The following is a 25,390-nucleotide window of genomic DNA, read 5'->3' on the forward strand; positions in this document are numbered from 1 at the left end:
CATATCACCCTCGCTGGATGCCACAAGGTGAGGCCGGGTTTGTCGCTATAGCATCGCGCGGCTGCGGGACTTGCGGCGTACCGGCGCAGATTTGCCGGTTTCCGTCGCAGGCAGGAACTGCGCGCCCTGTGCGGCGAGGAATGCGCGCATCGCCTGCGCCGGCGGCAGCAGCACCTTGTCCTTGCGGTTGAGCACGAACCATTGCCGGATGATCGGCAGGCCGATCACGTCCAGCATCACCAGTCGCCGCTGCTCCAGTTCGGTGGCCACCGTATGCGCGGAGATGAAGGCGATGCCGAGCCCGGCCATCACGGCCTGTTTGATGGTCTCGTTGCTGTCCATCTCCATGCCGATCGTGGCGCGCAAGCCTGCGCTCTCGAACAGTTGCTCCATCAACCCGCGCGTGCCCGAGCCGGGCTCGCGCGTCAGGAAAGTCTCGCCTCCAAGATCGCTCATGGAGAGGCGTGCCTTGCCCGCGAGGCGATGATCGCTCGGCGCGATGATCACATGCGGATGATCGCCGATCAGGTTCACATCCATGTCGATCCCGGCCGGCGGCCGGCCCATGATCGCGATATCGAGATCGTAGCTACGCAGACCTGCGATGGTCTCCTCGCGATTGCCGACCGTCAGCAAGATCTCGATCTTAGGATGGAGCTTCGCGAAGGCCGAGATTGCGAAGGGCACGAAGTATTTCGCGGTGCTGACGGCGCCGATGGAGATGCGCCCGCCGGTCTTGCCGGCCATCATGTCCAGCGATGTCGCGCAGGCGGCCATCGCCGCCTCGATCCGTTCCGACAGCGCCAGCACCTCGCGGCCGGCATCGGTCAGGACCATTCCGTCGCCGGTGCGCTGGATCAGCGGCAGGCCGGCGAGGCCTTGCAGGTTGCGCAGTTGCAAGGTGACAGCCGGCTGTGTCAGGCGCAGCTTCAAAGCTGCCGCCGTAATGCTGCCGCTGGCGGCGACGGCGGCCAGTGCACGCAGCTGGCGGATCGAGATGTCGCGGAAGCGCTTCGTCATATAAGGAAAACTTTCGCCGCCTGATTTTTACGAAAGTTCCTTTATTTGGCCCAGCCGGTCAATATCTGTGGGCAAAATGGCCCATTTCTGCCATTCCCGGGCCTTCCGGACACGGCCATGTGCCAGAAGAAGCCCAGTATTTTGCGGAGATTGCGATGACCGACCACATGCCCCTGTCCCGATATACGGCCGACTATGCCGGACAGGACCCGCTGCAGCTGGCCGTGGCTGCTGCGGTCGATGCCTTCGCCAAGGCCTCCATCGAAATCTCCGACCTGATCGGCTGCGGTGCGCTGGCCGGAATTACCGGCGAGGCGCAGGGTGCGCAGAATGCCGATGGCGACGTGCAGAAGGATCTCGATGTCCGCGCCGACGAGATCGTTCGTGCCGCGCTGAAGCCGGTGTCGTGGGCAGCGCTCGCCTCCGAGGAAGCCGAGACGGCGGATATTCGCGACGGCGGCGGGCTGCTGGAGATCGCCTACGATCCGCTCGACGGATCGTCGAATATCGAAACCAATATGACCGTCGGAACGATCTTCTCGATCATGCCGACGTCGAAGGACGCTGTGCCGTTCACGCAGAAGGGCAGCGCGCAGATTGCTGCCGGCTTCGTGGTCTATGGTCCGCAGACATCGCTGGTCCTCACGCTTGGTGATGGCGTCGAAATCTTCACGCTCGATCGCGCCGCTGGGAGCTACAAGCGCATTCGCCAGCGCGTGCAGATCCCGGCTGAGTGCTCGGAATATGCCATCAACGCGTCCAACCATCGCCACTGGGAAGCGCCGGTGCGCGACTTCGTCGAAGAGTGCCTCGCCGGCGTCGATGGCCCGCGCGGCAAGAATTTCAATATGCGCTGGATCGCAGCCTTGGTCGCCGAGGCCTATCGCATCCTGATCCGGGGCGGCGTGTTTCTCTATCCGTCCGATGCGCGCAAGGGCTATGCCGATGGCCGGCTGCGTCTTGTCTATGAAGCGCATCCCATGGCCTTCATCGTCGAACAGGCCGGCGGCGGCGCGACCACGGGCCGTACCCGTATTCTCGATCTTGCGCCGACGGCAATCCATCAGCGCGTGCCGTTGATCATGGGTTCGATCAGCAAGGTGAGACGTATCGAGACCATGCATCTCGATGTCAGCGCGGGACAAGCGCAAGCTGCAGCAGAATAGATAGGGCCTGCACTACACATCCTGTTTTGATCCATTCAAAACATGACAGGCTTGAGGGCTTCTAAGGCCCGTGGTCCCGAAACGGGTTGAGCATGACGCGACCGCGGCCTAGACAATCGCAGGGGTCGCAAAGGATACGCGCATGCTTCCGCAGCAGGTCAAGGTCTCCGATATCACCGACGAGAATTCGGCACAGACCTATCTCAATCAGGCCATCATGACGACGTTCTGCCGCGTGCTGGACAGTTCGCGTCTGGCGCCCGATGTGGTGATGCGCCTTCTGGCCACCGCGATCGGCTCGACCTATCGCGAAGTTGCTGCTGCCCATCAAGACGGCCAGTGCCCCTGCGGGTGGCGCCCTGCGCCGGATGCCGATATCGAGGCCCTGCGATCGTCGCTTGAAGACGCAGCTGCGCCGAAGATGGCCGACGATCTGCACAGCATGGTGATCGCCGGTCGGGCATAGCCGTCAGTCGATCTGCCCTCAAATAAGGCCGTATTTGCGCGAAGTGAGCCACTGCGATGACCGCAGATGGCATTTTTGCGCCTGTTCCGCTCTCCCGATCACGTGATTGGGCCAGCGCGATCGACATATGGCAATCCCTTTAAACCTAAACTACTTTGGCCCGATCCTTGAATGTCGAGGAGATCGCGATCGGTGCAAAGTGACCTCATGACATCCTCATCCGCTGCAGTTCTCGACCACACCCCGGCCAATTCGACCGTCTGGCGCGAAGTTGCACGCGCGATCGCCGATATCGGCGCCAAGCGCTGCTTCGGTCTCGTCGGGGGCGCAAATTTCAAGGTGACGCTCGGCCTCACCGAATTCGGTGTCGAATTCGTTGCTGCGCGCCACGAAGGCGGCGCGGTAAGCATGGCCGATGTGGCGGCGCGTCTGACGCGCGACCTGACCATCGTCAGCGTAACGGCCGGGCCGGGTTTGACTAATGCGATCACCGGCATCGGCGAAGCCGCCAAGAGCGACACGCCATTGCTCGTTCTCGCAGGCGACGTGGTGCTTGGCGACAAGCAGTCGGCATTTGCCTTCAATCAGTCGGAACTCGTTCACGCGGTCGGCGGCGAATGGCGGCAGATCATAGATGCACAAAGCGCTTACGCCTACACCTGGAAAGCAGCCTCGGTCGCTCTGCGCGAGCGCAAGCCGGTCGTGCTCAGCCTGCCGATCAATGTGCAGGAGATGTCGGTCACGGCAACGATGGGCAAGAAGCATTTGCCGATCATGCCGCGTATCACGGTCAATCCTGCGAAGCTGGAAGAACTTGTTGCAACGATCCGGACATCGAAACGTCCGCTGATCCTCGCGGGGCATGGTGCGGTCGTGGCCGATGCGCAGCCGTTACTGGTTCAACTGGCCGACAGACTCGGCGCGTTGCTGGCGACGTCTTTGCAGGCGCACGGGATGTTTTCCGGTCATCCATGGAATCTGGGTGTGGCAGGTGGCTTCTCGTCGAAGGCGACGGCTGAGCTGATCGCGCAGAGCGACATGATCCTCGCCTTCGGCATGTCGCTGAACATGTGGACCACGAAGAAGGGCAAGCTGATTTCGGACTATGCCCAGCTCGTGCAGATCGATGTCGAGAAGGGGCGCATCGGCGTGCATCGCCCGGTCGATCTCGAACTCGAAGGCGATGCCTCCGCTGTGGCCACTGCCGTGTTGCAGGCGTTTGATAAGGCGCCGCCCAGCGAGGCCGGCTGGCGCACGCCAGAGGTTGCCGCGGTGATGACCGCCAGGGGCAACCATAATCTGGCCTATGACGACACCAGCACTGCCGACCACATCGATCCGCGCACGCTGAGCAAGGCGATGGACGATATCCTGCCGAAGGATCGCACCGTCGTTGTCGACGGTGGACATTTCGTCGGCTGGGTGACGCGTTATATTTCCGCGCCCGATCATAAAGGCTGGTGCATTCCGATCGCGTTCCAGTCCATCGGCCTCGGCCTTGCCGGCGCGATCGGTGCGGCAGTGACGCAGCCGGAGCGGCTGACAGTGCTCGCGGTCGGTGATGGCGGCTTCCTGATGTCGATCGCGGAGCTTGAAACTGCCGTCCGGCTGAAGAAGCGCATCTGCATCTTCATCTATAACGACAGCGCCTATAGTGCCGAAGTGCATCACTTCGGGCCGGAAGGCTACAACGCCGGCATGGCGCAATTCCCGGTGACCGACTTTGCGGCCATCGCGCGCGGATATGGCGCCGATGGCGTGGTTGTGCGGACGCTCGCCGATCTCGATGCCGTGAAGACCTGGGTCGCCGATGGTGCGCAGGGCGTCTTCATTGTCGATGGTCGCATCAATCCGAAGCTGATTGCGGATTGGTACAGCGAAATGTTCAGCGGCGCGAACTTGTAATTGGCCTTCTTACCTCTCCCCGCTTGGCGGGGAGAGGTCGGCTGAAGCGCGCGGAGCGCGTGAAAGCCGGGTGAGGGGGAGCGCATGATACACTTAAGCGCAAACCACTAACTCCCCCTCACCCGAAGGCTCCGCTGCGCTCGCCTTCGACCTCTCCCCGCAGGCGGGGAGAGGTTATGCCGCGGCTTGATTCGTTGCTTCAACATTCCCCAACCATTCTTTCGCAATCGTCAGATCCGCCTGCGAGAGCTGATGGCCAACCGGAAGCGTGCGGTGCTGCACATCGGCACCCGCTTTTGCCAGCATCACTGCAAGCCGCTGCGAATTGCTTGGCGGGATGATCGGATCGGACTGGCCCGACACGATCAGCGCTGGCGTGCCGGCGAGATCGGCAACAGGCGCCTCACGTAGCGGCACCATCGCCCGCAACAATATGCCGCCGGCCAGCGCCTCGGGTCGCAACAGCATCATCGCCGCGGCGATATTGGCGCCGTTGGAATAGCCGAGCGCGATCGGTGCTTTGAGCCCGTAGCGCTTGCGTGCTTCGGTGACGAAGTCCGCGAGCTCGTTGGCGCGTCTGACCACGTCGTCCTCATCGAATATGCCTTCGGCGAGCCGGCGAAAGAAACGCGGCATGCCGTGTTCCAGCACCTGGCCGCGCGGCGACAGCAGTGCTGCGCCCGGCGCAATCACCTCGCCGAGCGGGAGCAGGTCGCTTTCGTCACCGCCGGTGCCATGCAGCAGCAGGAGCGGCGTTGCCTCGCGCCGGTTGCCCGGCGCGAAGCGATGGATGTGGGACAGGTTGTTGCTCATGACGCCACCTTTTCCGTGTCGAGCACCGGCAATACGCGCTCAATCTCGCCGCGATGCTTTTCCAGAAACGCGGGCAGTTTCAGATGCTCGCCGAGGGATTCGACGGGCTCGTCCACGGCAAAGCCGGGGATGTCGGTGGCGATCTCGAACAGCACGCCGCCGGGTTCGCGGAAATAGACCGAGCGGAAGTAGTTGCGGTCCTTCTGCTCCGTCGGCTGCTGGCCGTGGGTCTTCACCAGCTTGTTGGCCATCACCTGTTGATCGGCGTCATCGACGGCGCGGAAAGCGATGTGATGCACCGAGCCGCGGCCCTGACGACCCGGCAGGAAACCGCCGGCCTCATAGATGTCGACAATGCCGCCTTCGACGCTGTCGGTGCTCAGGCGAATGATCGAGCCTTCACGCGCGGTTTCCTTGAAGCCGAACACGTCGGTGAGGATCGCGCTGGTCTTCTCGGCCTTCTCCAGCAGAAGCGTCACGCCATGGAAGCCGCGGATCGCGTGCTCCGCCGGAACGTCGCCATTGCTCCAGCCGGGCTCGTTCTCCGCGCCGGCAACGCCGACCAGAGCGAGGCTCATGCCGTCCGGATCGGTGAAGGGCAGCACGGCTTCGCCGAAGCGCTTTTCGAGCGCCTCATGCGCAATGCCCTTCTCGATAAACCGATGCGTCCAGTAGCCGAGCGAGCGGGCAGGGATCCGGAACGAGGTCTGCTGGGTTTGGCCCACGCCGCCGCGGCTGGGGGCTGCATGTTCCCACGGGAAAAAGGTCAGGATGGTGCCCGGCTTGCCGGTCTCATCGCCGTAGTAGAAGTGGTAGGTGCCCGGATCGTCGAAATTGACGGTCTTCTTGACGAAGCGCATGCCCAGCGCGCGGGTGTAAAAATCGAAATTCCGCAAGGCGTTACCGGCGATTGCGGTGACATGGTGGATGCCTGACATGGTCTGTCTCCTGGTTGGGAAGGCGTCTCGTCTTCCGTTGCCGGGATAATTGGGTCATCCTCGTTCAAAGACAATCTGGCCATTTGTGACATGACTGTCTATGAATCGGAGACAGTCAGGAATGCCCCATGGATAAGCTCAACAGCCTGCGCGCCTTCGTCAAAGTCGTCGAACTCGGCAGCTTCTCCGAAGCAGGGCGGCAGCTGCGGCTGTCACGCTCGGCGATCTCGAAATATGTCGGCGAGCTCGAACAGGACCTCGGCGTGCAATTGCTCAACCGCACCACGCGCCATGCCAGCGCGACCGAGAACGGTCAGGCCTATTTCGAGCGCGCGCTGACCATCCTCGCCGATCTCGATGCCGCCGATCAGGCGGTGGCGCAGGCGCAGTCGACGCCGCGCGGATTGCTGCGCGTCAATGCGCCGATGTCGTTCGGCACGCTGCAGCTCGGGCCTGCCATTGCCGATTTCATGGCGCAGTGTCCGGAGCTGCAAATTCAGCTCGTACTCTCGGACGATCAGGTCGATCCGATGCAGGGCGGCTTCGACGTGACCTTGCGCATCGCGGATCTGGAATCGTCCAGCCTCATCGCGCGAAAAATCGTCGCCATCGATCGCGCGGTTTGCGCGTCGCCGGACTATCTCAAGCGACATGGCACACCGAAGCTGCCGGAGGATCTGCGCAGCCACGCGCTGCTCACCTATGGCTTCCTGCTCACGGGCAATCAGTGGAAGCTGACCGGCAGGGATGGCAACGATCACTGGATCCAGCCGAGCTGGACGCTCTGCGTCAACAATGCTGAAGTACTGCGCGATGCCGCGATCAAGGGCAGGGGCGTCGCGCTGCTGCCCACCTTCATTGCCGGCGACGCGTTGCGTGCGGGGATGTTGCGCAGTGTACTCTCCGCCTATAAGGCGCCGCCGCTGACGCTCTATGCGATCTATCCGCCGACGCGGCACCTCGCCGTGAAGGTGCGCCTGTTCATCGATTTCCTGGTGGCGCGCTTCAGCGGCGTGCCGGAGTGGGATGAGAAGCTCTAGCGCCAGATCGCACGCATGCGGGAATTGATATCCATGCGCACACCCTGCGCCGCCGCGCGCGCGGGATCAGCGGCGGCCACTTGCGGCCAGGTTGTGCGCTCGAACAGGCCGAGCAGCGCTTCCGGAATGAAGCGGGTGCGCGACGCATAGACGTGGCGGTCACCTTGTGCGTGCTGGCCGTGGGTGAAGAAACGCTGCGGTACCATCAGATGCAGATCGTCCTTGGCGCGCGTCATCGCCACATAAAGCAGCCGGCGCTCTTCCTCGATCTCCGCTGATGTCCCGGTGCCCAAATCCGACGGCATGCAGCCATCGACCACATTCAGCACATAGACAGACTTCCATTCCTGCCCTTTGGCGGAATGGATGGTCGAGAGGATCAGGTAGTCCTCGTCGAGCAGCGGCACGCCGGACTGATCGCTGGTCGCGTCCGGCGGATCGAGCGTGAGTTCGGTGAGAAAACGTTCGCGCGACGGATAGCCTGATGCGATCGCTTCGAGCTGGATCAGATCGGCGCGGCGCGTCAGCGAATCTTCGTGAATGCGATCGAGATGCGGCTCATACCAGCGCCGCGCCAGTTCCAGTTCGGCGGGCCAGCCCGCACGGCGTGACTTGATCTCGCTGATGACCTCGACAAAGCCGCGCCAGTCGGCTGCTGCGCGGGGCGGGGCCGGCGCGTGAGCGAGGGCGTCGATCGGATCGCGTGCCGCGATCATGTGATCCAGCGCGCGCTGTGCGGAAGCTGGTCCCACACCGGGTAGCAATTGCATCAGCCGGAAACCGGCGACGCGGTCACGTGGGTTCTCCACGAAACGCAGCAGCGCCAGCATGTCCTTCACATGCGCGGCGTCGAGAAATTTCAGGCCGCCGAATTTGACGAATGGAATGTTCCGCCGCGTCAGCTCCACTTCGAGTGATCCGCTGTGCGACGACGTCCGGAACAGCACGGCCTGTTCCTTCAGCTTCATGCCGCCTTCGCGATTGTCGAGCACACGCGCAACGATGCCGCGGGCCTGATCGGTCTCGTCCCGGATGGTGACGAGTTGCGGCTTGGCGGAGGAGACGCGGTCGGTCCAGAGATTTTTGGTGAAGCGCTCGCGCGCAAGATCGATCACGCCATTGGCCGCTGCTAGGATCGGTTGCGTGGATCGATAATTGCGGTCGAGCGTGATGATTTGCGCGGGCGGGCTGAACTGCCCGGGGAAATCCAGAATGTTGCGTACGGTGGCGGCGCGAAACGAATAGATCGACTGCGCGTCGTCGCCGACGACGGTGAGGCCCGCCCCGTTGGGCTTCAAAGCCATCAGGATCGCCGATTGCAGGCGATTGGTGTCCTGATATTCGTCCACGAGCACGTGATCGAAGCGACCGCCGATATCGCTAGCCAGTAGCGGTTCGCTCGCCATCTGCGCCCAGTACAGAAGCAGGTCGTCGTAATCGAGCACGTTCTGCTTCTGCTTGGCTTCGACATAGCTGGCGAACAGCTCGCGCAGCTCGGCTGACCACGCCGCGCACCACGGATAGGATGCGCCGAGCACCTGATCGAGTTCGGTCTCGGAATTCACGCAGCGGGAATAGATCGCGAGGCATGTGCCTTTTGTCGGGAAGCGCGTCTCGGTTTTGGAGAAGCCGAGTTCGTGCCGGACCAGATTCATCAGGTCGGCGGAATCCTCGCGGTCGTGAATGGTGAAACCGGGATCGAGTCCAATTTGTTCGGCATAGTCGCGCAGCAGCCGCGCGCCGATGCCGTGAAAGGTGCCGGCCCAGGACAGTGCGTCGGTCATGACGCCGGCATTGTCGCCCATCACCTTGCGCGCGATGCGCTCGACGCGGCGGCTCATCTCGCTGGCGGCGCGCCGCGAGAATGTCATCAGCAGGATACGGCGCGGATCGGCGCCGTTGACGAGCAGATGCGCCACGCGATGGGCGAGGGTGTTGGTCTTGCCGGAACCGGCACCGGCGATGACCAACAGCGGAGCAGACGTGATGCTGTTCCCATGCGGGAACACGCCATGCTCGACGGCACGGCGTTGTTCTGGATTGAGGGCGTCGAGATAAGAGGCTTGAGCGAGCAAGGCGTGTATCCGAGGTGACGAATCACGCTCGCTGATTCCCGCTTTGTTCGCAATGGAAGAGCGGCGTGCCGAAGCGCGCCGCCGGAAGAATTACGCCGCCCGCACTTCGCGGAGGAACACATCGACCTGCGTGCGGAGGTCATCGCCGTTGCGTGACAGGTCCGCGGCCGACTCCACCACGCGCGACGCGGCGAGGCCGGTCTCGCGGGCGGCGTCATTGACGCCGGCAATGTTTTGCGAGACCTCGCCGGTGCCGCGGGCGGCTTCGGCGACGTTGCGGGCGATTTCGAGCGTGGCTGCGCCCTGTTCCTCGACGGCGGCGGCGATGGCGCTTGCGATCTCGCTGACGCGGCCGATGGTCGAGGTGATGCTTTGGATCGAACCCACCGAGAGCTTCGTGGCACTCTGAATCGCTCCGACCTGTGCCGAGATTTCGTCCGTTGCCTTCGACGTCTGGGTGGCCAGTGCCTTCACTTCGGAAGCGACGACGGCGAAGCCGCGGCCGGCTTCACCTGCGCGGGCCGCTTCGATGGTGGCATTGAGTGCGAGCAGGTTGGTCTGCGCAGCGATCTCACTAATCAGCTTGACGACGTCGCCGATCTTCTGCGCGGCCTCCGCAAGGCTCTGCACTTCGCTATTGGTGACGTTGGCCTGCGATACTGCATCGCCGGCGACGCGGGCAGATTCGTTGACCTGCTGTGCGATCTCGCTGATCGAGGCATTGAGCTCCTCGATAGCAGCGGCGACTGCCTGAGCGCTCTGCGTGGCCTCCTCGGATGCTGCCGCGACAGCTGCGGTCTGCCGGGTCGATTCCTCGGCGGTGGCCGCCATCGATTGCGCGGTTGTGCGGAGTTCGCCGGCAGCCGAACCAACGGCGGTGACTACGGTACCAACGCTGCCCTCGAAGCGCGAGGCGAGAGCACTCATGGTGTGGCGGCGATCAAGCTGGGCGCGCTCGCGCTGCTCTTCCTGGGCGGCGCGCAGCTGCTCGGTTTCGATCAGCCCGGTCTTGAAGATTTCGACGGCCCCGGCCATCGAGCCGATCTCGTCCTTGCGGCCTGCACCCGGCACCGCGATCGTGTGATTACCGCCCGCAATGGTCCGCATCGCAGTTTCGAGTGCGCGGATCGGCTTCGCCATCGATCGGCCCATGAAGGTTGCGATGGCACCGGCGAGCAGCAGCACGCAGGCAGAAATGATGGCCAGCCAATTCAGCGAGGATCGCATCAGGCTGTGATATCCGCTGGTATCACGGGTGATTTCGAAGACGGCGATGTTGTCGCCCGAAAAGCTCTTGATTGCGCCGAAGGTCGTGGCAACGGGCTTGTTGTCGAGTTCGCCATATTGGGTCACAACTTCGCCGGCAAGCGCGCGACGCAGCATATCGACACCCGGAGCAGCCGACTTCAGGGTGGACGCCAGCGTCTTGCCGGCCTGGCCGTCGATCTGGTGAATGCCGACATCGACACCGAAACGCGACTTCATGGTGTCGACGAAAGTCTTGCCGAACGGAGCGCCGACATCGATCGTGCCGAGAATGGTATCACCATCCATCGCCGGTGCTACGCCAAAGACGTTGAGCGCATCACGGCCGGGCTCGATGCCGCCGACCGACTTCTTGCTGGTCATCGCCTGCACCACCATCTTGCGGCGCTCGGAAACGTTGTCTCCGAAGGTGCCGGGATTGTGGATGCGGGCGAAGCTGATGGCCGGCGGTGTTTGAATGGTGATCAGTTCGAGGCCGCGCGGCTTGATACGCTGATGGGCCTCCTTCAGATTCGCGAGCGCACTGGCACGATCGTTCGCCTTGATGGCGTCCTTGATCGGCTGTGACGACGCGATCGACTCAGCAACTGCGAGCAGCGTGCGCGTTTCGGCATTCAGGGCTGCCGTGAGATTGGCGTAGTCATCATGCGCTTCGCGACTAAGGGCTGTGTCGATGATCGCCTGTTGCTGCCACATGCTGAAGGCTGCGAGCGCACCGCACGATCCGGCAGCGACGAGCGTGATGGCGACAATCATACGTGCTGAAATAGAATTGAGTGCTTGCATCGACATGCCCCTTGGACCGCGGCAAGCAATTTTGCTGCGGCACTGAAATTCCACGTGAAAATAGGGAAGCCGAGTGAAGGAGCCCTTAATTACCTCTGATGTGTAGGTATCCTGGTATCATGATTCCATTATGCCGCAGCAGATTTGGCTTCGGGCGATGCCAGCATCAGTCGTGATCGAATGTGCGAGGATACTAGTGGAGCCGAGACGAGCCATTCCCCGGCGCAAGGCATCGGTCCACGTGCGAGAGAAGAACCGCCGATTTGAGGGGCTTCTGGAGGCGACAGACGGCGCCGAGCTCGGTGGACATCGCGAGAAAATCGGGCGCGGACACGCCTGCCGGTGAGGCCGCGTGACCTGACATGACGATGATCGGGATCTCCGGGCGGCACCGATGCGCCAGCTTCATCGTCTCCAGCCCGTTCATCCCGGGCATGAAGATATCGATGATGAGCAGATCGAAATCGGCGTTGCGGAGAATGTGGCGCGCGCGCGGACCGTCGCTCGCGCAGGTGACGCGGTGGCCTTCGCGCTCAAGCATCAATTTGGTGAAGATCTGAATGACCTTGTCATCGTCGACGATCAGGATGCTTGCCATCTGCCGGTCCCCCGGATGCCGTCGCGCCAGTGCGGAGCATGATTGTCTGGTTACGCACGCATCGCTACATGCCACGTTGCAAATGTGGCTTCTCGTTAAACGCCGCATCGAGCAGCGACCTGTGGACCTGAATATGTCCGTCATAGCTGACGAAGCCGAGCTTGCGAAACTTGTTCATGAAGAAGCTGACGCGCGACCGCGTGGTGCCGATCATCTCCGCCAGCATTTCCTGACTGATGTCGATATCGATGGGATGGCTGGCGCCTCCCTCGCCATAGTGAGCGAGGATCAGCAACAGGCGCGCGAGGCGCTTCTCGCTTGAATTGAACAACTGATCGATCAAGTCTTCTTCGATGCGGTTGTTGCGCGACAGAAGATAGGCGACGAAGAATTCTGCGAAAGCCGGCTCGTCGCGCAGATGGGCGAGCATCACCGACTTGTTGATGGTAACAATCGTGCAGTCTTCCATCGCCGTCGTTGTGACGGTGCGCAGCGGATGACCATTCAGGCAACCCTCACCCAGGAACTGTCCGGGTTCGAGCAGGCCGACGACAGCTTCCTTGCCTTGTTCGGACAGGACCGTGAGCTTGATACGTCCGCTCAGGATGTAGCAAACAGAATCTGCCGTCTCACCCTGACAAAAGATGTTCTGGTTTTTCTTGTAGTCGGTCGTAACCTTTCCGATGCCGGGACAGGTCAGAAAATACGGCGCATCGAACTCGGCTACAGCAGGGACCTTCAAGGCAGCTAGCCGTGTCATCGCGAATCTCCGGAGATCAATCTTTACAGGTCAGCGTAAATCTATTCAGGGTTGTATTGTTCCCGCCAGATCTAGTTAAATTGCCGGCATAAAGATCACAAACGCACATGCGTGAGCGGGAGGATTGATGGGGTCATCAATCCCGATGTGCACATAGATACCACCAGGCGCGTGAGGTGGCGTAGTTACGTCATCGGATTCACTGCCCTGAAACAACTTCCCTCCATGTTGCTACGCAACTTAACGCGCAGATCGTCTGTCATGTCCGCAACACACGCTGCCCTCGAATTGCGAGGGTTAACGAAACGTTTCGATCGGCCAGCTGTCGACGGACTCGATCTCACGGTTCGTGCTGGCGAGTTCTATGCGCTGCTGGGTGCCAACGGAGCCGGCAAGACGACGACATTGCGCATGGTCGCGGGATTGCTGCGTCCCGATGCCGGATCGGTGTCGATACTTGGTATCGACGCGCTCGCCGATCCCGTTGCAGCGAAACAGATCATGGCCTGGGTCTCCGACGAGCCGATGATCTATGACAAGCTGACGCCGCTCGAATATCTCGAATTCGTTGCCGGTCTATGGGGCTGCGATGCTGAAACGGCAGAGCGCACGTCGCATGAATTGTTGGCATCGCTAGGTCTTGGTCCACATCTGCATGAGCGATGCGAAGGCTTCTCCAAGGGCATGCGCCAGAAGGTGGCGCTGGCTGGTGCGCTGGTGCATGGGCCTCGGCTGATCATTCTCGACGAACCTTTGACCGGGCTCGATGCCGTGTCGGCGCGTCACGTCAAGGGCCTGTTGCAGGATCGCGTGCGCTCCGGCTGCACAGTGATCATGACCACGCATATTCTCGAAGTCGCCGAGCGCATGGCTGACCGGATCGGTGTGATCGCCGCAGGCAGGCTGATCGCCGAAGGTACGCTTGCCGAATTGCGTCAGCAGAACGGACAGGGCGACACCAGCCTCGAAGACATGTTCGTGGCGCTGGTGGACGGCGCGCCGGTTGCCGCATGACGCCATCCGCCAGCGTGATGTGGTTTGCCGGCCATGAAGTCCGGCTGGCGTGGCGAGAGATGCTGGGCATGCTCACGGCGGGCCGTCGCTGGCGTCCGCGCAGCGTTTCGCTTCTGCTGATTGTCTTCGTGATCTTCCTGCATTTGCCGGCTTATGCGGTGGTCGGCCGTTTCGCAGATGTGCAGACGCCGCTCGATCAATCGACGGCGATTGTCATCACCGCCAGTATCTTCCTCGCCTGGGCGCTCGTTTTGTCACAGGCGATTGAGTCCGTCACCCGCGTATTCTACGCGCGTGCCGATCTCGATCTCATCATGTCGTCACCGGCGCCGCTCACCAACCTGTTCTCCGTCCGCATCGCAGCCATCGCATTGACGGTGACCCTGATGGCGCTGTTGCTGGCGACGCCTTTCGTCAACGTGCTGGTGATCGGCGGCGGTGCGCGTTGGTTTTCCGCCTATGCCGTCGTCATTGCCATGGGCCTTTCTGCATCGGCATGCGCCATCGCCATCACCGTCGGATTGTTTCAGCTCTGCGGTCCTGCAAAGACACGACTGGTCGCGCAGATTATTTCAGCTGTGACGGGCGCAGGTTTCGTCATCGCATTGCAGGTTGCGGCGATTCTCTCTTACGGCACGCTGTCGCGTTTTGCCGTACTGACCTCCGATGCCGCAGCCGCGTTTGCGCCGGAGGCAGACAGCGTGGTGTGGTGGCCCGCGCGCGCGATGCTTGGCGATATCGCAGCACTGGTGCCGCTGCTGGCGGCCGGGTTGATCCTGCTGGGAAGCGCCATGGCAATCTTCTCGCCGCGCTTCAGCAACTACGTGGCCAGTGCCGTGCCATTGGCGCAAGTTCGACGCAAGAAAGTCGCAAGACGGTTTCGACCGGGCTCTCGACGTAACGCCTTGCGCCGCAAGGAGTTTATCCTGTTGTGGCGCGATCCGTGGCTGGTCTCGCAAACTCTGATGCAGCTGCTGTATCTGTTACCGCCAGCCCTGATGCTGTGGCGCAGTTTCGGCGAGGGCGCGGGTGCCTTCATCGTGCTGGCGCCAGTGATCGTGATGGCCGCGGGTCAGCTCGCCGGCGGCCTGGCCTGGTTGACCATCTCCGGTGAGGACGCCGCGGATCTGGTGACGACCGCACCGCTTCCGGCAAACACGATCATCACGGCCAAGGTCGAAGTCGTGCTGGTCATCATCGCTGTCGTGTTCACGCCAATGGTCGTGGGTCTCGCGCTGGTCTCGCCGCGGCTGGCGGCAGTGACAGCGCTGGCGACCGTCGTGGCCGCGGGATCGGCGACAGCCATCCAGCTCTGGTTCAGGGTGCAGGCACGGCGCAGCCAGTTCAGGCGACGTCAGACGTCATCGCGCATTGCGACCTTCGCCGAAGCCTTCTCGTCGATCGGCTGGGCTGCGACGGCGGCGCTGGCACTGGTGCTGCCAATCGCCTCAGTGATCGCAGGCGCCATGACCGCGGGCTTGATGGCGCTGACGTGGAAGATCAGTCCTGTCAGGACCTGAAACGACAAAGCCACCCGCGGACACGGATGGCTTTGAAATCAACGATTGGCTCGAAACAACGATCAGGCCACCATCGACATCGGCGCGATGGCGGGGGTGGCTTCGCTAAAAACCTCTTCCGTGACCACGATAAAACGCACCAGCGGCGTCGGGCCGAAATTGGTGGAGATCGCTACGTCAGCAGCGTCGCGACCGCGGGCCATCACGATGCGCCCGATGCGCGGATGATTGTGACGCGCATCGAACGTGTACCATTTGTTTCCGAGATAGACTTCGAACCAGGCGCTGAAATCCATCGGCGCGGGATCGATGGGCACGCCGATATCGCCGAGATAGCCGGTGCAATAGCGCGCCGGAATGTTCATGCAGCGGCACAGCGTGACGGCCAGATGGGCGAAGTCGCGGCACACGCCGATACGCTCTTCATGACCTTCAAAGGCCGTACGATCGTTGCGGGCGTGGTGATAGCCGAACTCGATGCGCTGATGCACGTAATCGACAATGGCCTGGACGCGCGCTGCGCCATCCTCGATATGGCCGAACAGCGACCAGGCCAGATCGGACAGCTTCTGCGTGTCGCAATAACGGCTGCCGAGCAGGAAGACCATGACATCGTCAGGCAGTTCGCCAACCGCCTGCAACGGCCCTGATGGCGGAGCCGCATCCGGCAGTCCGCTATCGGAGATGAGAAAATCATTCTTGATCTCGATCAGTCCGGGCGGTGCGACGATGCGCGTGCAGGTATTGCCGAACATGTCTAGATAGTCATGCGCCTGTACGTCGTGGGAAAACTGGATGCGATGTGGGCTCTGCAGATCCTTCGCGCGCGAAGGATGGATGCTAAGCATCAGGATCATGGGTGTTTCCTGCAAACACTGGAAAGCGATGTCGTAGCCCGCGCGAATCTTCACTTTTACGTCTCCACTAGCTCGGCAAATCCGTAATTCATCGTTGCCAGACAAGTGTAGTCACCAAACATCGTTCCGAGGTTCAGTGACAGGAATGTGCAGAAAATGTGGGCAGCGAGGCCGCACCAGCCCCGCTGCGCCATAAGCTATTTCTTCAGGGACAACAGCAGCAGCGAGCGGGCAGTTACCTGATACATATGGCCGAACGGGAAATCCTCGCCGCCCTTCGTATCGGGAATGTTGGTATCCACCAGAAGTTCCCATGCCTGTCCGCCAAACGCCTCGGGCATCGTGAAATCGACCAGTCCTTCGAAGCCGTTCAGGATCATCAGCATGGTCTGATCCTCCGCCGGCTTGTGAATGCCGGTCTTCTGCGCACGGCCGTCCAGCAGCATGCCGAAGCATTTCATGTTGCCGTCTTTCCAATGTGCGTCTTCCATCGGGCCGCCATTGGCGTTGATCCATGTCACGTCGCGAACATCGAGGTCGGGATCGTGTTCGCCGGTCAGGAAGCGGCTGCGACGCAGGACCGAGCAGCCGCCAAGTAGTTTGATGAGCCGCTTGGTGAAACCGAGCAGGTCCTTGCCCTCGGTCGTCAGGCTCCAGTCGAACCAGGAAATCTCGCTGTCCTGGCAATAGGCATTGTTGTTGCCGTTCTGCGTGCGGCCGAATTCGTCGCCGCCGAGCAACATCGGCGTACCCTGAGAGAATAGCAGCGTCGCCAGCATATTGCGCTTCTGGCGTTCGCGCAGGGCGATGATGGCCTTGTCGTCGGTCGGGCCCTCGACGCCGCAATTCCATGAGGCGTTGTTGGAGGAGCCGTCCTTGTTATTCTCGCCATTGGCCTCGTTGTGTTTCTCGTTGTAGCTCGCCCAATCGTTCAGCGTGAAGCCGTCGTGAGCGGTGACGAAATTAATGCTGGCCCAGGCGCGGCGACCCTGATGGTTGAACATGTCCGCAGACGCGACGAGACGCGGTGCCAGAGCCGAGACTGGCGCTTTGCCGCGCCAGAAGTCGCGCGCAGTATCGCGGAACTTGTCGTTCCATTCCGCCCAGCCGGGTGGGAAACCGCCGACCTGATAACCACCGGGGCCGATGTCCCAGGGTTCGGCGATCAACTTCACTGTCGTCAGCAATGGGTCCTGATCGACGGCTTTCAGGAAGCCGCTCTGTTCGGTGAAACCGTAGACTTCGCGCGCCAGGATGGTGCCGAGATCGAAGCGGAAGCCGTCGATATGCATCTCCCGCACCCAGTAGCGCAGGCTGTCCGCCACCATCTGGATGACGCGGGCATTGGACAAATTGACCGTGTTGCCGGTGCCGGTGTCGTTGATGTAATAGCGCGGCTTGTCCGGCATCAGCCGGTAATAGCTGGCATTGTCGATGCCCTTGAACGACAGGGTCGGGCCAAGCTCGTTGCCTTCAGCGGTGTGGTTATAGACCACGTCGAGGATGACCTCGAGCCCGCCGGCATGCAGCGTTGATACCATCTCCTTGAACTCGCGCAGGGAGTTCGGCACGTCTGAGGCGTAGCGCGGATCGGGTGCGAAGAAGCCGATGGAATTGTAGCCCCAGTAATTCACCAGCTTCTTGTTCAGCAGATAGTCGTCATTGATGAAAGTATGGATCGGAAGCAGCTCGACCGAGGTGATGCCGAGGCCGCAGAGATAATCCACCACAGGCTTGCTGCCGAAGCCGGCATAGGTGCCGCGCAGCTTCTCGGGCACGTCGGGATTCAGCTTGGTGAAGCCCTTGACGTGGGTCTCGTAGATGATGGTCTGGTCCCACGGCACCGGCTGCCGGCCGGCCTCGCCGGCCCAGTCGAAGTCGCGGTCGACAATCACGCATTTCGGCATGAACGGGGCGGAGTCGCGTTCGTCGAAGGTGGTGTCGTCGCCGCTCTCCATCTTGTAGCCGAACACGGCTGGATTCCATTCGAGCTGCCCGGCATGGGCACGGGCATAGGGATCGAGCAGCAGCTTGTTCGGATTGAAGCGATGGCCCTTTTCCGGCTCATAGGGGCCATGGACGCGATAGCCATAGAAAGTGCCGGGGCCGACGTCGGGGATGTAGCCGTGAAACACCTCGTCGGTATATTCCGGCAGCTCGATTCGCGTTTCCTTGTCGCCGTCGAACAGGCAGACCTCGACCTTGGTGGCGTTGGCCGAGAAGAGCGCGAAGTTTGTGCCCTTTCCGTCCCAATGCGCGCCAAAGGGATAGGGGAGACCTTCTTCGACTACTCTGTGCGTCACGATTGCCCCACTGTCTGGTGATGAAAATGCGCGGGATAACTGCGCCGCCGCATTTCCGTTGCAATGCAAACAGGCTGTTTCGGAATATATCTTGGCCTGCGAGGGTCGCTAGCCCGGAGTTTTGCTTATGACCGACGTCTCCCATCACAAACGCATCGCATTGCTGGGCGCGCCAGTCGAAGTCGGGGCCTCGCAGCGCGGGACTTTGATGGGGCCGGCGGCCATGCGGACGGCAGGCCTGGGGGCGCTGCTGGAAGAGCTTGGCTTCGAGGTGGAAGACCACGGTGACCTCATGCCGCCGTCTGTGCCTCTGTCGACCGACACGCCGCCGGAGAATGCCAAGCATTACCGTGCGATCCAGAGCTGGATCCAGGCGCTGAGTGCGCGCGCCTACACGCTTGCCAAATCGGGCGCGCTGCCGATCTTCGTGGGCGGTGATCACAGCCTGTCCATGGGATCGGTCAATGGCGTGGCGCGGCACTGGCACGAGCAGGGGCGCGAACTGTTCGTGCTGTGGCTCGACGCGCATGCCGATTACAATACGCCGCACACGACCATCACCGGCAACATGCACGGCATGTCCGCGGCCTTTCTGTGCGGCGAGTCCGGTCTGGATGGACTACTCGGCGCTGAGCCGCGCGCATCGATCACGCCCGATAATCTCGACCTGTTCGGCATCCGCTCCATCGATAAGCTCGAGAAAGAGCTGGTGCACGCGCGCAAGGTGGCCATCGCAGACATGCGGCAGATTGACGAGTTCGGTGTTGGCGTCCTGATCCGCCGCGTCATCGAGCGGGTCAAGGCGCGCAACGGCGTGTTGCATGTGTCCTTCGATGTGGACTTCCTCGATCCCGCGGCAGCGCCCGGCGTTGGCACCATGGTGCCCGGCGGCGCCACCTATCGCGAGGCGCATCTGATCATGGAGCTGCTGCATGATTCCGGGCTGATGTGCTCGCTGGATGTCGTCGAGCTCAACCCCTTTCTGGACGAGCGCGGGCGAACGGCACGGGTGATGGTGGAGCTGGTCGGCAGTCTGTTCGGGCAGCAGATCACCGACCGGCCAATGCCCAGCAACGCAATTATACCGCCCGGCTAGCTCGCGGTCGGCAAAACCTCGATTGGTTCCGGGTCTTTGCGCGCGTTACGCATGATCGTTTTGTTATCGTCTCGGAACTAACCCTGCAGCGCGGGATTGCTCCCTCATGGTTCACACACGAGGAGCACGTCATGATTAAGCATCTTGCCATCATCGCCGTTGCTGCGGCGGGCATCAGCAGCGCAATTCCAGCAAAGGCCCAGGACATCGGCGTCGGCGTCGGTCCGGGAGGCGTTACGGTCGGCGCCGTCGGCCGCGACCGCTATCGCGACGATTATGACCGCGGTTACTACCGCGATCGCCGTGACCGCAACGAGACCGTGATCATCAAGCGCAGCCGTGATCGTGACCGTGGCTATTACGATGGCGGCGTCGAACGTCGTACTGTCATCGAACGCTACTAATATTGCGCCGAACGAGAGCGGCCCTTCCTCGGAAGGGCCGTTTTTTCGTGCGTGATGGAAGCCTCAGAACATTGAGTGACAGGACCATGGCAACTGCAGCGACAGTCTGGTGGCAGGCCGGCACCATCTATCAGATCTATCCGCGATCGTTTCAGGACTCCAATGGAGACGGTATCGGCGATCTCGCGGGCATCGTCGGCCGGCTTCCTTATCTGCGGCGGCTCGGCATCGACGCGATCTGGCTGTCGCCGATCTTCCCGTCTCCGATGGCAGACTTCGGCTATGACATATCAGACTATATCGGCGTCGATCCGATCTTCGGTACATCGGCCGATTTCGACGCGCTGGTGGCTGCGGCTCACGGTCATGGTCTGAAGATTATTCTCGATCTGGTGCCGAACCACACCTCGGATCAGCATCCGTGGTTTGTCGAAAGCCGGTCGTCACGCGATAATCCCAAACGCGATTGGTATATCTGGCACGATCCGAAGCCGGACGGCAGCGCGCCGACCAACTGGATGTCCGAATTCGGCGGCAGCTCCTGGCAGTATGACGAGGCCACAGGGCAATATTACTATCACGCCTTTCTCGACAAACAGCCGGACCTGAATTGGCGCAATCCTGCTGTTCGCAACGCCATCTATGAGGTGATGCGGTTCTGGATGCGACGCGGCGTCGACGGCTTCCGCGTCGACGTGATCTGGCATCTGATCAAGGACGAGGAGTTTCGCGACAACCCGACAAATCCGAATTTCACGGCCGGGCGCCCGCCACACGAGGCTTTCCTGCCGCTCTACTCGACCGATCGGCCGGAGACGCTGGATGTGGTCGCCGAAATGCGCCGCGTTGTCGATGAATTCGACGATCGCGTGCTGATCGGCGAGATCTATCTGCCCTTCGATCGGCTGGTCGCCTATTACGGCAGTGACCTGTCGGGCGCTCATCTGCCGTTCAACTTCGCGCTGCTCTCCGCGCCGTGGAATGCTTTCGCCATCGGCGAATTGATCGCGCGCTACGAAGCCGCGCTGCCGCTCGGCGCTTGGCCGAACTGGGTGCTCGGCAATCACGACCGGCCGCGCGTCGCCAGCCGGGTTGGCATGGCTCAGGCGCGCGTCGCCGCGATGTTGTTGCTGACGCTGCGTGGGACGCCGACGCTATATTATGGCGACGAGATCGGCATGAAGCAGGTGCCTATTGCGCCGGATCAGGTTCAGGATCCGTTCGAAAAGAACGTGCCTGGGATTGGTCTCGGCCGCGACGGATGCCGCACGCCGATGCAATGGGGTGCCACCGAGCATGCGGGTTTCACGACCGGCGAGCCCTGGCTGCCGCTGGACACGGACTACCACCATCAGAATGCGGCTGCTCTCGCGGCCGATCCCCATTCGATCCTCAGCCTCTATGTGAAGCTGATCGAGTTGCGCAAGCACATGCCAGAACTGGTGTTCGGCGGCTATGAGCCTGTAGACGCTGCGGGCGATGTGCTGGCCTATCGGCGCGTCTATGACGGGCAGACGGTTCTGATCGCCCTCAATCTGAGTGGCGGGCCCGCGTCATTGCATGTCGGGGCCGGCGAAATATTGCTGGCGACTGGACTGGATCGCCATGGCGAGAATGTCTCGGGCGCGCTGGAATTAGCAGGAAACGAGGGCGTGATGGTCAGGCTGCGGTAGCTCAATCTCCGCTGTCATGGCCGGGCAGAGCGCGAAGCGCGGCTTCGCTAGATATCCAGGCCATCCACGTCTCCTTGCTTGAGGCTAAGACGTGGATGCCCGGCACAAGGCCGGGCATGACGGCGTTAAGGTTGATGGGCCGCCGCTATCAGTCCAGACCGATCGTGGTCAGGTCCTGGAACCAGTGCTGCGCCTGTACGAACTTCTTCACCTTCGGCGACAGCGCATGCGGGTTGGTGTCGTGAACGACCCAGACCAGCACGGCGTCGTCGACGATCTGCGCATGGGCTTCGGCCAGCAACTCGTCCTGCTTCTTCGGATCGAAGGTGTTCTTGGCTTCGTCGATCAGCGCATCGACCTTCGGGTTCTTGTAGCCGCCCCAGTTCACGCCGACCGGTGCGATCTGGCCGGAGTGGAAGAAGCGCACGATAGCGTACAAGGGATCCGAGGTTACGTAAGCGATGTTGTTGGACGTGATGCCCTTCATGCTGTCGTCGGCCGCACCCTTGCGCCATGCGGTGTAGAGCACCTCGAGTTCGACGACCTTGAACTCGACCTCAACGCCGATTTCCTTGAAGCTCTGCTGCAGGAATTCGTTGATCGGCAGCGACAGCATCTGGCCGGTGCCGCCATTGGCGATGATGAAGGTCGCCTTCAGCGGCTTGTCCGGACCGTAGCCGGCTTCCTTCACTAGCTTCTTGGCTTCGGCAAGATCATACTTAATCTTGAACGTCGGCTTGCCGAACCATGGGCTCGATGGGTCGACCTGGCCGATGGCGGGCTTGGCGAGACCGTTCATCAGCGCAACGACGGCATCGCGATCGATGGCGAGGTTGAGTGCCTTGCGCAGGCGGACGTCGGTCCAGGGCGATCCCGGCAGCACGCTGAGATGATAATTCCAGACATGCGGCGTGACGTTGTCGACGATCTTCATACCGGCGCCCTTGAGCTGCGGCACAGCGTCGGGAGCAGGGGTCTCGATCAGATCGACCTGACCGGCGAGCAGCGCGTTGGTGCGGGTGAGGGCTTCCGGCATCGGGACGAGCACGAGCTTGTCGGCTTTCGGAATGCGCTTCTTGTCCCAATAATCCGGATTCTTGCTGAGCTCGGCGAGCTCGCGCGGAACGAGCTTGGTCAGCTTGAACGGGCCGGTGCCTGAGGGCTGCGACGCGAACTTGTCCCAGTCCTTGCCGACCTTCTCATATTGAGCCGGGCTGGAGACCAGGAACCACAGCATCTGATAGGGGAAGAAGCTGTCGACGCTCTTGGTGGTGATCTCGACGGTGCCGTCATCGATCTTGGCGTAGCTGGCGACGGAAGGCAGGCGGGTCTTTACCTGCGCGCTCTGGCGCTTGTCGAATTGCGGCGCCTTCTCGTTCAGCACCTTGTCGAGATTCCAGATCACCGCATCGGCGTTGAAGTCGCTGCCGTCGTGAAACTTGACACCCTTGCGCAAGATGAAGCGCCACTTGGTCTTGTCGGTGTCGTCGACCTTCCATTCGGTGGCGAGGCCGGGAATGAGTTTGCCGGGACGATCGGCGACATCCATTTCCCAGGCGACGAGCGGATCGTAGATCGTGTAGCCGGTGAACTGGTAGCCTCCGGCGCCGCGATCAGGCTGGCCTGTGGTCAGCGGCACGTCCGCCATCGAGATGCCATAGCGCACCACCGTTTCGGCTTGCGCCGGCGCGGCTGCACCTATGGCCGCGGCGATGGCCGCAACAAATAACGAGCTTCGAACGCGCATAAACCAGACTCCGTATGGTGGGATATTGTCTGCCAGATACGTGCAATCCTGATGCCAGATTGGGCAGGCGGAACGGTCGGTGTGTGCTGGTGTGCTGCAGTGCCGCAGTTTGAGTCATTGCGCTGCAAGGTTGCAGGCCTTGGCACAAGCGTTGCATAAGAATTAGCCAGTTTAGAACAAACCAACACTGGCCAAAGCCAACGTGTCATCCAAAGCCAAGAGGGACTGATTACGATGCGTATCGAAAAGCCGACAAAGAGCCGTCTCGCGGCAGCAATCACCTTGCTGACGCTCGCTACGGCCCTGACCTTGCCACAGGTGGCGCGCGCCGAGACGGTGCTGCGCATCGGCATGACCGCTGCCGATATTCCGCGCACGCTTGGGCAGCCCGATCAGGGCTTCGAAGGCAATCGTTTCACCGGCAATACGATGTATGACGGCCTGACCGGCTGGGATCTGTCGTCCGCGACCAAAGCGAGTGTTGTTATCCCGGCGCTCGCCACTGAGTGGGCAGTGGACGACGCCGACAAGAAGAAGTGGACCTTCAAACTGCGTCCCGGCGTCACTTTCCACGACGGTTCGGCCTTCAATGCGGATGCCGTGGTCTGGAATGTGGACAAGGTGCTCAAACAAGATGCAGTCCAGTTCGACGCCAGCCAGGTCGGTGTGACCGCCTCGCGCATGCCGACCCTGGTGTCCGCGAAGAAGATCGACGACATGACCGTCGAACTGACCACCAAGGAGCCGGACTCCTTCCTGCCGATCAATCTCACCAACCTCTTCATGGCGAGCCCCACCAAGTGGCAGGCGCTGTTCGACAAGGCTGAAGGCGCCGACGCCAAGGCCAAGTCGCAGGCCGCATGGGCGGCCTTTGCGCGCGAGGCCTCCGGCACCGGCCCGTGGAAGATGTCAAAGTTCACGCCGCGCGAGCGTCTCGAACTGGTGAAGAACGACGCCTACTGGAACAAGGACCGCGTTCCGAAGACCGACAAGATGGTGTTGCTGCCGATGCCGGAAGCCAACGCACGCACCGCTGCGCTGCTGTCCGGTCAGGTGGATTGGGTCGAAGCGCCGGCGCCCGACGCGGTCAAGGAAATCACCGCGCGTGGCTTCAAGATCGAGAAGAACGAGCAGCCGCATGTCTGGCCGTGGCAGTTCTCCCGTGCCGAAGGCTCGCCGTGGAACGACATCCGCGTCCGCAAGGCCGCCAATCTCTGCATCGATCGTGAAGGCCTGAAGGATGGTTTGCTCGCTGGCCTGATGGTGCCGGCAAGCGGCACTTTCGAGCCGGGGCACCCCTGGCGCGGCAAGCCGAGTTTCGAGATCAAGTATGACCTGAAGGCTGCACAAGCGCTGATGAAGGAAGCCGGTTACGGTCCTACCAAGAAGCTCGAAGTGAAGACCCAGACCTCGGCGTCCGGCTCCGGCCAGATGCTGCCGCTGCCGATGAACGAATATCTGCAGCAGGCGCTGGCGGAGTGCTACTTCGACGTCAAGCTCGACGTCATCGAATGGAACACGCTGTTCACCAACTGGCGCCGCGGCGTCAAGGATCCCTCGGCGAACGGCTCCAACGCCACCAACGTCACCTATGCGGCGATGGATCCGTTCTTCGCACTGGTTCGCTTCCTGCAGTCGTCGATGGCGCCGCCGGTCTCGAACAATTGGGGCTTCATCAACAATCCAAAGTTCGATGAACTCGTGACCAAGGCACGCACCACCTTCGACGCGACGGCACGTGACGCGGCGCTCGCCGAGCTTCATGCTGCTTCGGTCGACGACGCAGCCTTCCTCTACGTGGCCCACGACGTCGGTCCGCGTGCGCTGAGCCCGAAGATCAAGGGCTTCGTGCAGCCGAAGAGCTGGTTCGTCGACTTCTCGCCGGTGTCGATCACGCCGTAAGCAACAAGTGAATATCGGCCGCACATTGTGCAGCCGATATT

General features: G+C 61.7%; 20 protein-coding genes. 10 read left to right on the forward strand and 10 right to left on the reverse strand.

The window, feature by feature from the left end; genetic code table 11:
* Window positions 1-45: 45 nt before the first annotated feature.
* Window positions 46-1,020: a LysR family transcriptional regulator gene (locus tag CHC01_RS19780; protein ID WP_089265952.1), complete on the reverse strand. Its 975-nt coding sequence runs from the start codon at window positions 1,018-1,020 to the stop codon at window positions 46-48.
* Window positions 1,021-1,175: 155 nt separating this feature from the next.
* Between CHC01_RS19780 and CHC01_RS19785 the strand changes: the two genes are divergently transcribed.
* The 3 genes from CHC01_RS19785 to CHC01_RS19795 all read left to right on the forward strand — a co-directional run bounded on the left by CHC01_RS19785 (window position 1,176) and on the right by CHC01_RS19795 (window position 4,557).
* Window positions 1,176-2,186: a class 1 fructose-bisphosphatase gene (locus CHC01_RS19785; protein ID WP_089265953.1), complete on the forward strand. Its 1,011-nt coding sequence runs from the start codon at window positions 1,176-1,178 to the stop codon at window positions 2,184-2,186.
* A 142-nt stretch (window positions 2,187-2,328) separates the two neighbouring features.
* Window positions 2,329-2,652: a hypothetical protein gene (locus CHC01_RS19790; protein WP_176454645.1), complete on the forward strand. Its 324-nt coding sequence runs from the start codon at window positions 2,329-2,331 to the stop codon at window positions 2,650-2,652.
* A gap of 207 nt (window positions 2,653-2,859) precedes the next feature.
* A complete protein-coding gene (locus tag CHC01_RS19795) occupies window positions 2,860-4,557 on the forward strand; it encodes a thiamine pyrophosphate-binding protein (RefSeq protein ID WP_176454646.1) in 1,698 nt (565 codons plus the stop codon).
* Window positions 4,558-4,731: 174 nt separating this feature from the next.
* On the opposite strand, the gene CHC01_RS19800 is transcribed toward CHC01_RS19795, so the two are convergent.
* Together CHC01_RS19800 and CHC01_RS19805 are read right to left on the reverse strand one after the other, a co-directional pair.
* Complete coding sequence (locus tag CHC01_RS19800) at window positions 4,732-5,370, reverse strand: alpha/beta hydrolase (RefSeq protein WP_089265955.1); 639 nt, start codon at window positions 5,368-5,370, stop codon at window positions 4,732-4,734.
* Window positions 5,367-6,308, reverse strand: coding sequence for a ring-cleaving dioxygenase (locus tag CHC01_RS19805; RefSeq protein ID WP_089265956.1), 942 nt, complete (start codon window positions 6,306-6,308; stop codon window positions 5,367-5,369). Before CHC01_RS19805 ends, CHC01_RS19800 begins: the two co-directional genes overlap by 4 nt.
* A gap of 128 nt (window positions 6,309-6,436) precedes the next feature.
* On the opposite strand from CHC01_RS19805, the gene CHC01_RS19810 reads away from it, so the two are divergent.
* A complete protein-coding gene (locus CHC01_RS19810; protein WP_089265957.1) occupies window positions 6,437-7,348 on the forward strand; it encodes a LysR family transcriptional regulator in 912 nt (303 codons plus the stop codon).
* Here CHC01_RS19810 and CHC01_RS19815 read toward each other — a convergent pair.
* The 4 genes from CHC01_RS19815 to CHC01_RS19830 all read right to left on the reverse strand — a co-directional run bounded on the left by CHC01_RS19815 (window position 7,345) and on the right by CHC01_RS19830 (window position 12,833).
* Window positions 7,345-9,423, reverse strand: coding sequence for an ATP-dependent helicase (locus tag CHC01_RS19815; protein ID WP_089265958.1), 2,079 nt, complete (start codon window positions 9,421-9,423; stop codon window positions 7,345-7,347). The two genes, CHC01_RS19810 and CHC01_RS19815, sit on opposite strands and share 4 nt — an antisense overlap.
* A gap of 90 nt (window positions 9,424-9,513) precedes the next feature.
* Entirely contained in the window at window positions 9,514-11,475 is a 1,962-nt protein-coding gene (locus tag CHC01_RS19820) for a methyl-accepting chemotaxis protein (RefSeq protein WP_089266258.1), read from the reverse strand.
* Between the two features lie 193 nt (window positions 11,476-11,668).
* Complete coding sequence (locus CHC01_RS19825; protein ID WP_089265959.1) at window positions 11,669-12,073, reverse strand: response regulator; 405 nt, start codon at window positions 12,071-12,073, stop codon at window positions 11,669-11,671.
* A gap of 64 nt (window positions 12,074-12,137) precedes the next feature.
* Window positions 12,138-12,833, reverse strand: a complete 696-nt coding sequence (locus CHC01_RS19830; RefSeq protein ID WP_089265960.1) for a Crp/Fnr family transcriptional regulator — start codon at window positions 12,831-12,833, stop codon at window positions 12,138-12,140.
* 225 nt (window positions 12,834-13,058) lie between these two features.
* On the opposite strand from CHC01_RS19830, the gene CHC01_RS19835 reads away from it, so the two are divergent.
* Complete coding sequence (locus CHC01_RS19835) at window positions 13,059-13,847, forward strand: ABC transporter ATP-binding protein (protein ID WP_502695674.1); 789 nt, start codon at window positions 13,059-13,061, stop codon at window positions 13,845-13,847.
* Entirely contained in the window at window positions 13,844-15,367 is a 1,524-nt protein-coding gene (locus CHC01_RS19840) for a permease (RefSeq protein ID WP_089265962.1), read from the forward strand. Before CHC01_RS19835 ends, CHC01_RS19840 begins: the two co-directional genes overlap by 4 nt.
* 62 nt (window positions 15,368-15,429) lie before the next feature.
* Here CHC01_RS19840 and CHC01_RS19845 read toward each other — a convergent pair whose 3' ends face one another.
* A complete protein-coding gene (locus tag CHC01_RS19845; RefSeq protein WP_089265963.1) occupies window positions 15,430-16,278 on the reverse strand; it encodes a transglutaminase-like domain-containing protein in 849 nt (282 codons plus the stop codon).
* 143 nt (window positions 16,279-16,421) lie between these two features.
* The gene (glgX, locus tag CHC01_RS19850; RefSeq protein ID WP_089265964.1) at window positions 16,422-18,527 is read right to left on the reverse strand and encodes a glycogen debranching protein GlgX; all 2,106 of its coding nucleotides are present in this window, start codon (window positions 18,525-18,527) and stop codon (window positions 16,422-16,424) included.
* 127 nt (window positions 18,528-18,654) lie between these two features.
* On the opposite strand from glgX, the gene rocF reads away from it, so the two are divergent.
* The 3 genes from rocF (at window position 18,655) to CHC01_RS19865 (ending at window position 21,700) form a co-directional block, all read left to right on the forward strand.
* Window positions 18,655-19,623: an arginase gene (gene rocF, locus CHC01_RS19855; protein WP_089265965.1), complete on the forward strand. Its 969-nt coding sequence runs from the start codon at window positions 18,655-18,657 to the stop codon at window positions 19,621-19,623.
* Window positions 19,624-19,754: 131 nt separating this feature from the next.
* Complete coding sequence (locus tag CHC01_RS19860) at window positions 19,755-20,027, forward strand: hypothetical protein (RefSeq protein WP_089265966.1); 273 nt, start codon at window positions 19,755-19,757, stop codon at window positions 20,025-20,027.
* 86 nt (window positions 20,028-20,113) lie between these two features.
* Entirely contained in the window at window positions 20,114-21,700 is a 1,587-nt protein-coding gene (locus CHC01_RS19865; RefSeq protein WP_089265967.1) for an alpha-amylase family glycosyl hydrolase, read from the forward strand.
* Window positions 21,701-21,848: 148 nt separating this feature from the next.
* Here the strand turns inward: CHC01_RS19865 and CHC01_RS19870 are convergent, their stop codons facing one another.
* The gene (locus CHC01_RS19870) at window positions 21,849-23,447 is read right to left on the reverse strand and encodes an ABC transporter substrate-binding protein (protein ID WP_089265968.1); all 1,599 of its coding nucleotides are present in this window, start codon (window positions 23,445-23,447) and stop codon (window positions 21,849-21,851) included.
* A 234-nt stretch (window positions 23,448-23,681) separates the two neighbouring features.
* On the opposite strand from CHC01_RS19870, the gene CHC01_RS19875 reads away from it, so the two are divergent.
* Entirely contained in the window at window positions 23,682-25,349 is a 1,668-nt protein-coding gene (locus CHC01_RS19875) for an ABC transporter substrate-binding protein (RefSeq protein ID WP_089265969.1), read from the forward strand.
* The last annotated feature ends 41 nt before the right edge of the window (window positions 25,350-25,390 follow it).

It is taken from the genome of Tardiphaga sp. OK246 (genome assembly GCF_900188215.1).
Classification (GTDB): Bacteria; Pseudomonadota; Alphaproteobacteria; order Rhizobiales; family Xanthobacteraceae; genus Tardiphaga; species Tardiphaga robiniae.

Excerpts from the sequence above, each read along its gene's own strand:
- CHC01_RS19780 (WP_089265952.1), bottom strand. The coding sequence starts at position 1,020 with ATGACGAAGCGCTTCCGCGACATCTCGATCCGCCAGCTGCGTGCACTG.
- CHC01_RS19785 (WP_089265953.1), top strand. The coding sequence starts at position 1,176 with ATGACCGACCACATGCCCCTGTCCCGATATACGGCCGACTATGCCGGA.
- CHC01_RS19790 (WP_176454645.1), top strand. The coding sequence starts at position 2,329 with ATGCTTCCGCAGCAGGTCAAGGTCTCCGATATCACCGACGAGAATTCG.
- CHC01_RS19795 (WP_176454646.1), top strand. The coding sequence starts at position 2,860 with ATGACATCCTCATCCGCTGCAGTTCTCGACCACACCCCGGCCAATTCG.
- CHC01_RS19800 (WP_089265955.1), bottom strand. The coding sequence starts at position 5,370 with ATGAGCAACAACCTGTCCCACATCCATCGCTTCGCGCCGGGCAACCGG.
- CHC01_RS19805 (WP_089265956.1), bottom strand. The coding sequence starts at position 6,308 with ATGTCAGGCATCCACCATGTCACCGCAATCGCCGGTAACGCCTTGCGG.
- CHC01_RS19810 (WP_089265957.1), top strand. The coding sequence starts at position 6,437 with ATGGATAAGCTCAACAGCCTGCGCGCCTTCGTCAAAGTCGTCGAACTC.
- CHC01_RS19820 (WP_089266258.1), bottom strand. The coding sequence starts at position 11,475 with ATGCAAGCACTCAATTCTATTTCAGCACGTATGATTGTCGCCATCACG.
- CHC01_RS19825 (WP_089265959.1), bottom strand. The coding sequence starts at position 12,073 with ATGGCAAGCATCCTGATCGTCGACGATGACAAGGTCATTCAGATCTTC.
- CHC01_RS19830 (WP_089265960.1), bottom strand. The coding sequence starts at position 12,833 with ATGACACGGCTAGCTGCCTTGAAGGTCCCTGCTGTAGCCGAGTTCGAT.
- CHC01_RS19835 (WP_502695674.1), top strand. The coding sequence starts at position 13,059 with ATGTTGCTACGCAACTTAACGCGCAGATCGTCTGTCATGTCCGCAACA.
- CHC01_RS19840 (WP_089265962.1), top strand. The coding sequence starts at position 13,844 with ATGACGCCATCCGCCAGCGTGATGTGGTTTGCCGGCCATGAAGTCCGG.
- rocF (WP_089265965.1), top strand. The coding sequence starts at position 18,655 with ATGACCGACGTCTCCCATCACAAACGCATCGCATTGCTGGGCGCGCCA.
- CHC01_RS19860 (WP_089265966.1), top strand. The coding sequence starts at position 19,755 with ATGATTAAGCATCTTGCCATCATCGCCGTTGCTGCGGCGGGCATCAGC.
- CHC01_RS19865 (WP_089265967.1), top strand. The coding sequence starts at position 20,114 with ATGGCAACTGCAGCGACAGTCTGGTGGCAGGCCGGCACCATCTATCAG.
- CHC01_RS19870 (WP_089265968.1), bottom strand. The coding sequence starts at position 23,447 with ATGCGCGTTCGAAGCTCGTTATTTGTTGCGGCCATCGCCGCGGCCATA.
- CHC01_RS19875 (WP_089265969.1), top strand. The coding sequence starts at position 23,682 with ATGCGTATCGAAAAGCCGACAAAGAGCCGTCTCGCGGCAGCAATCACC.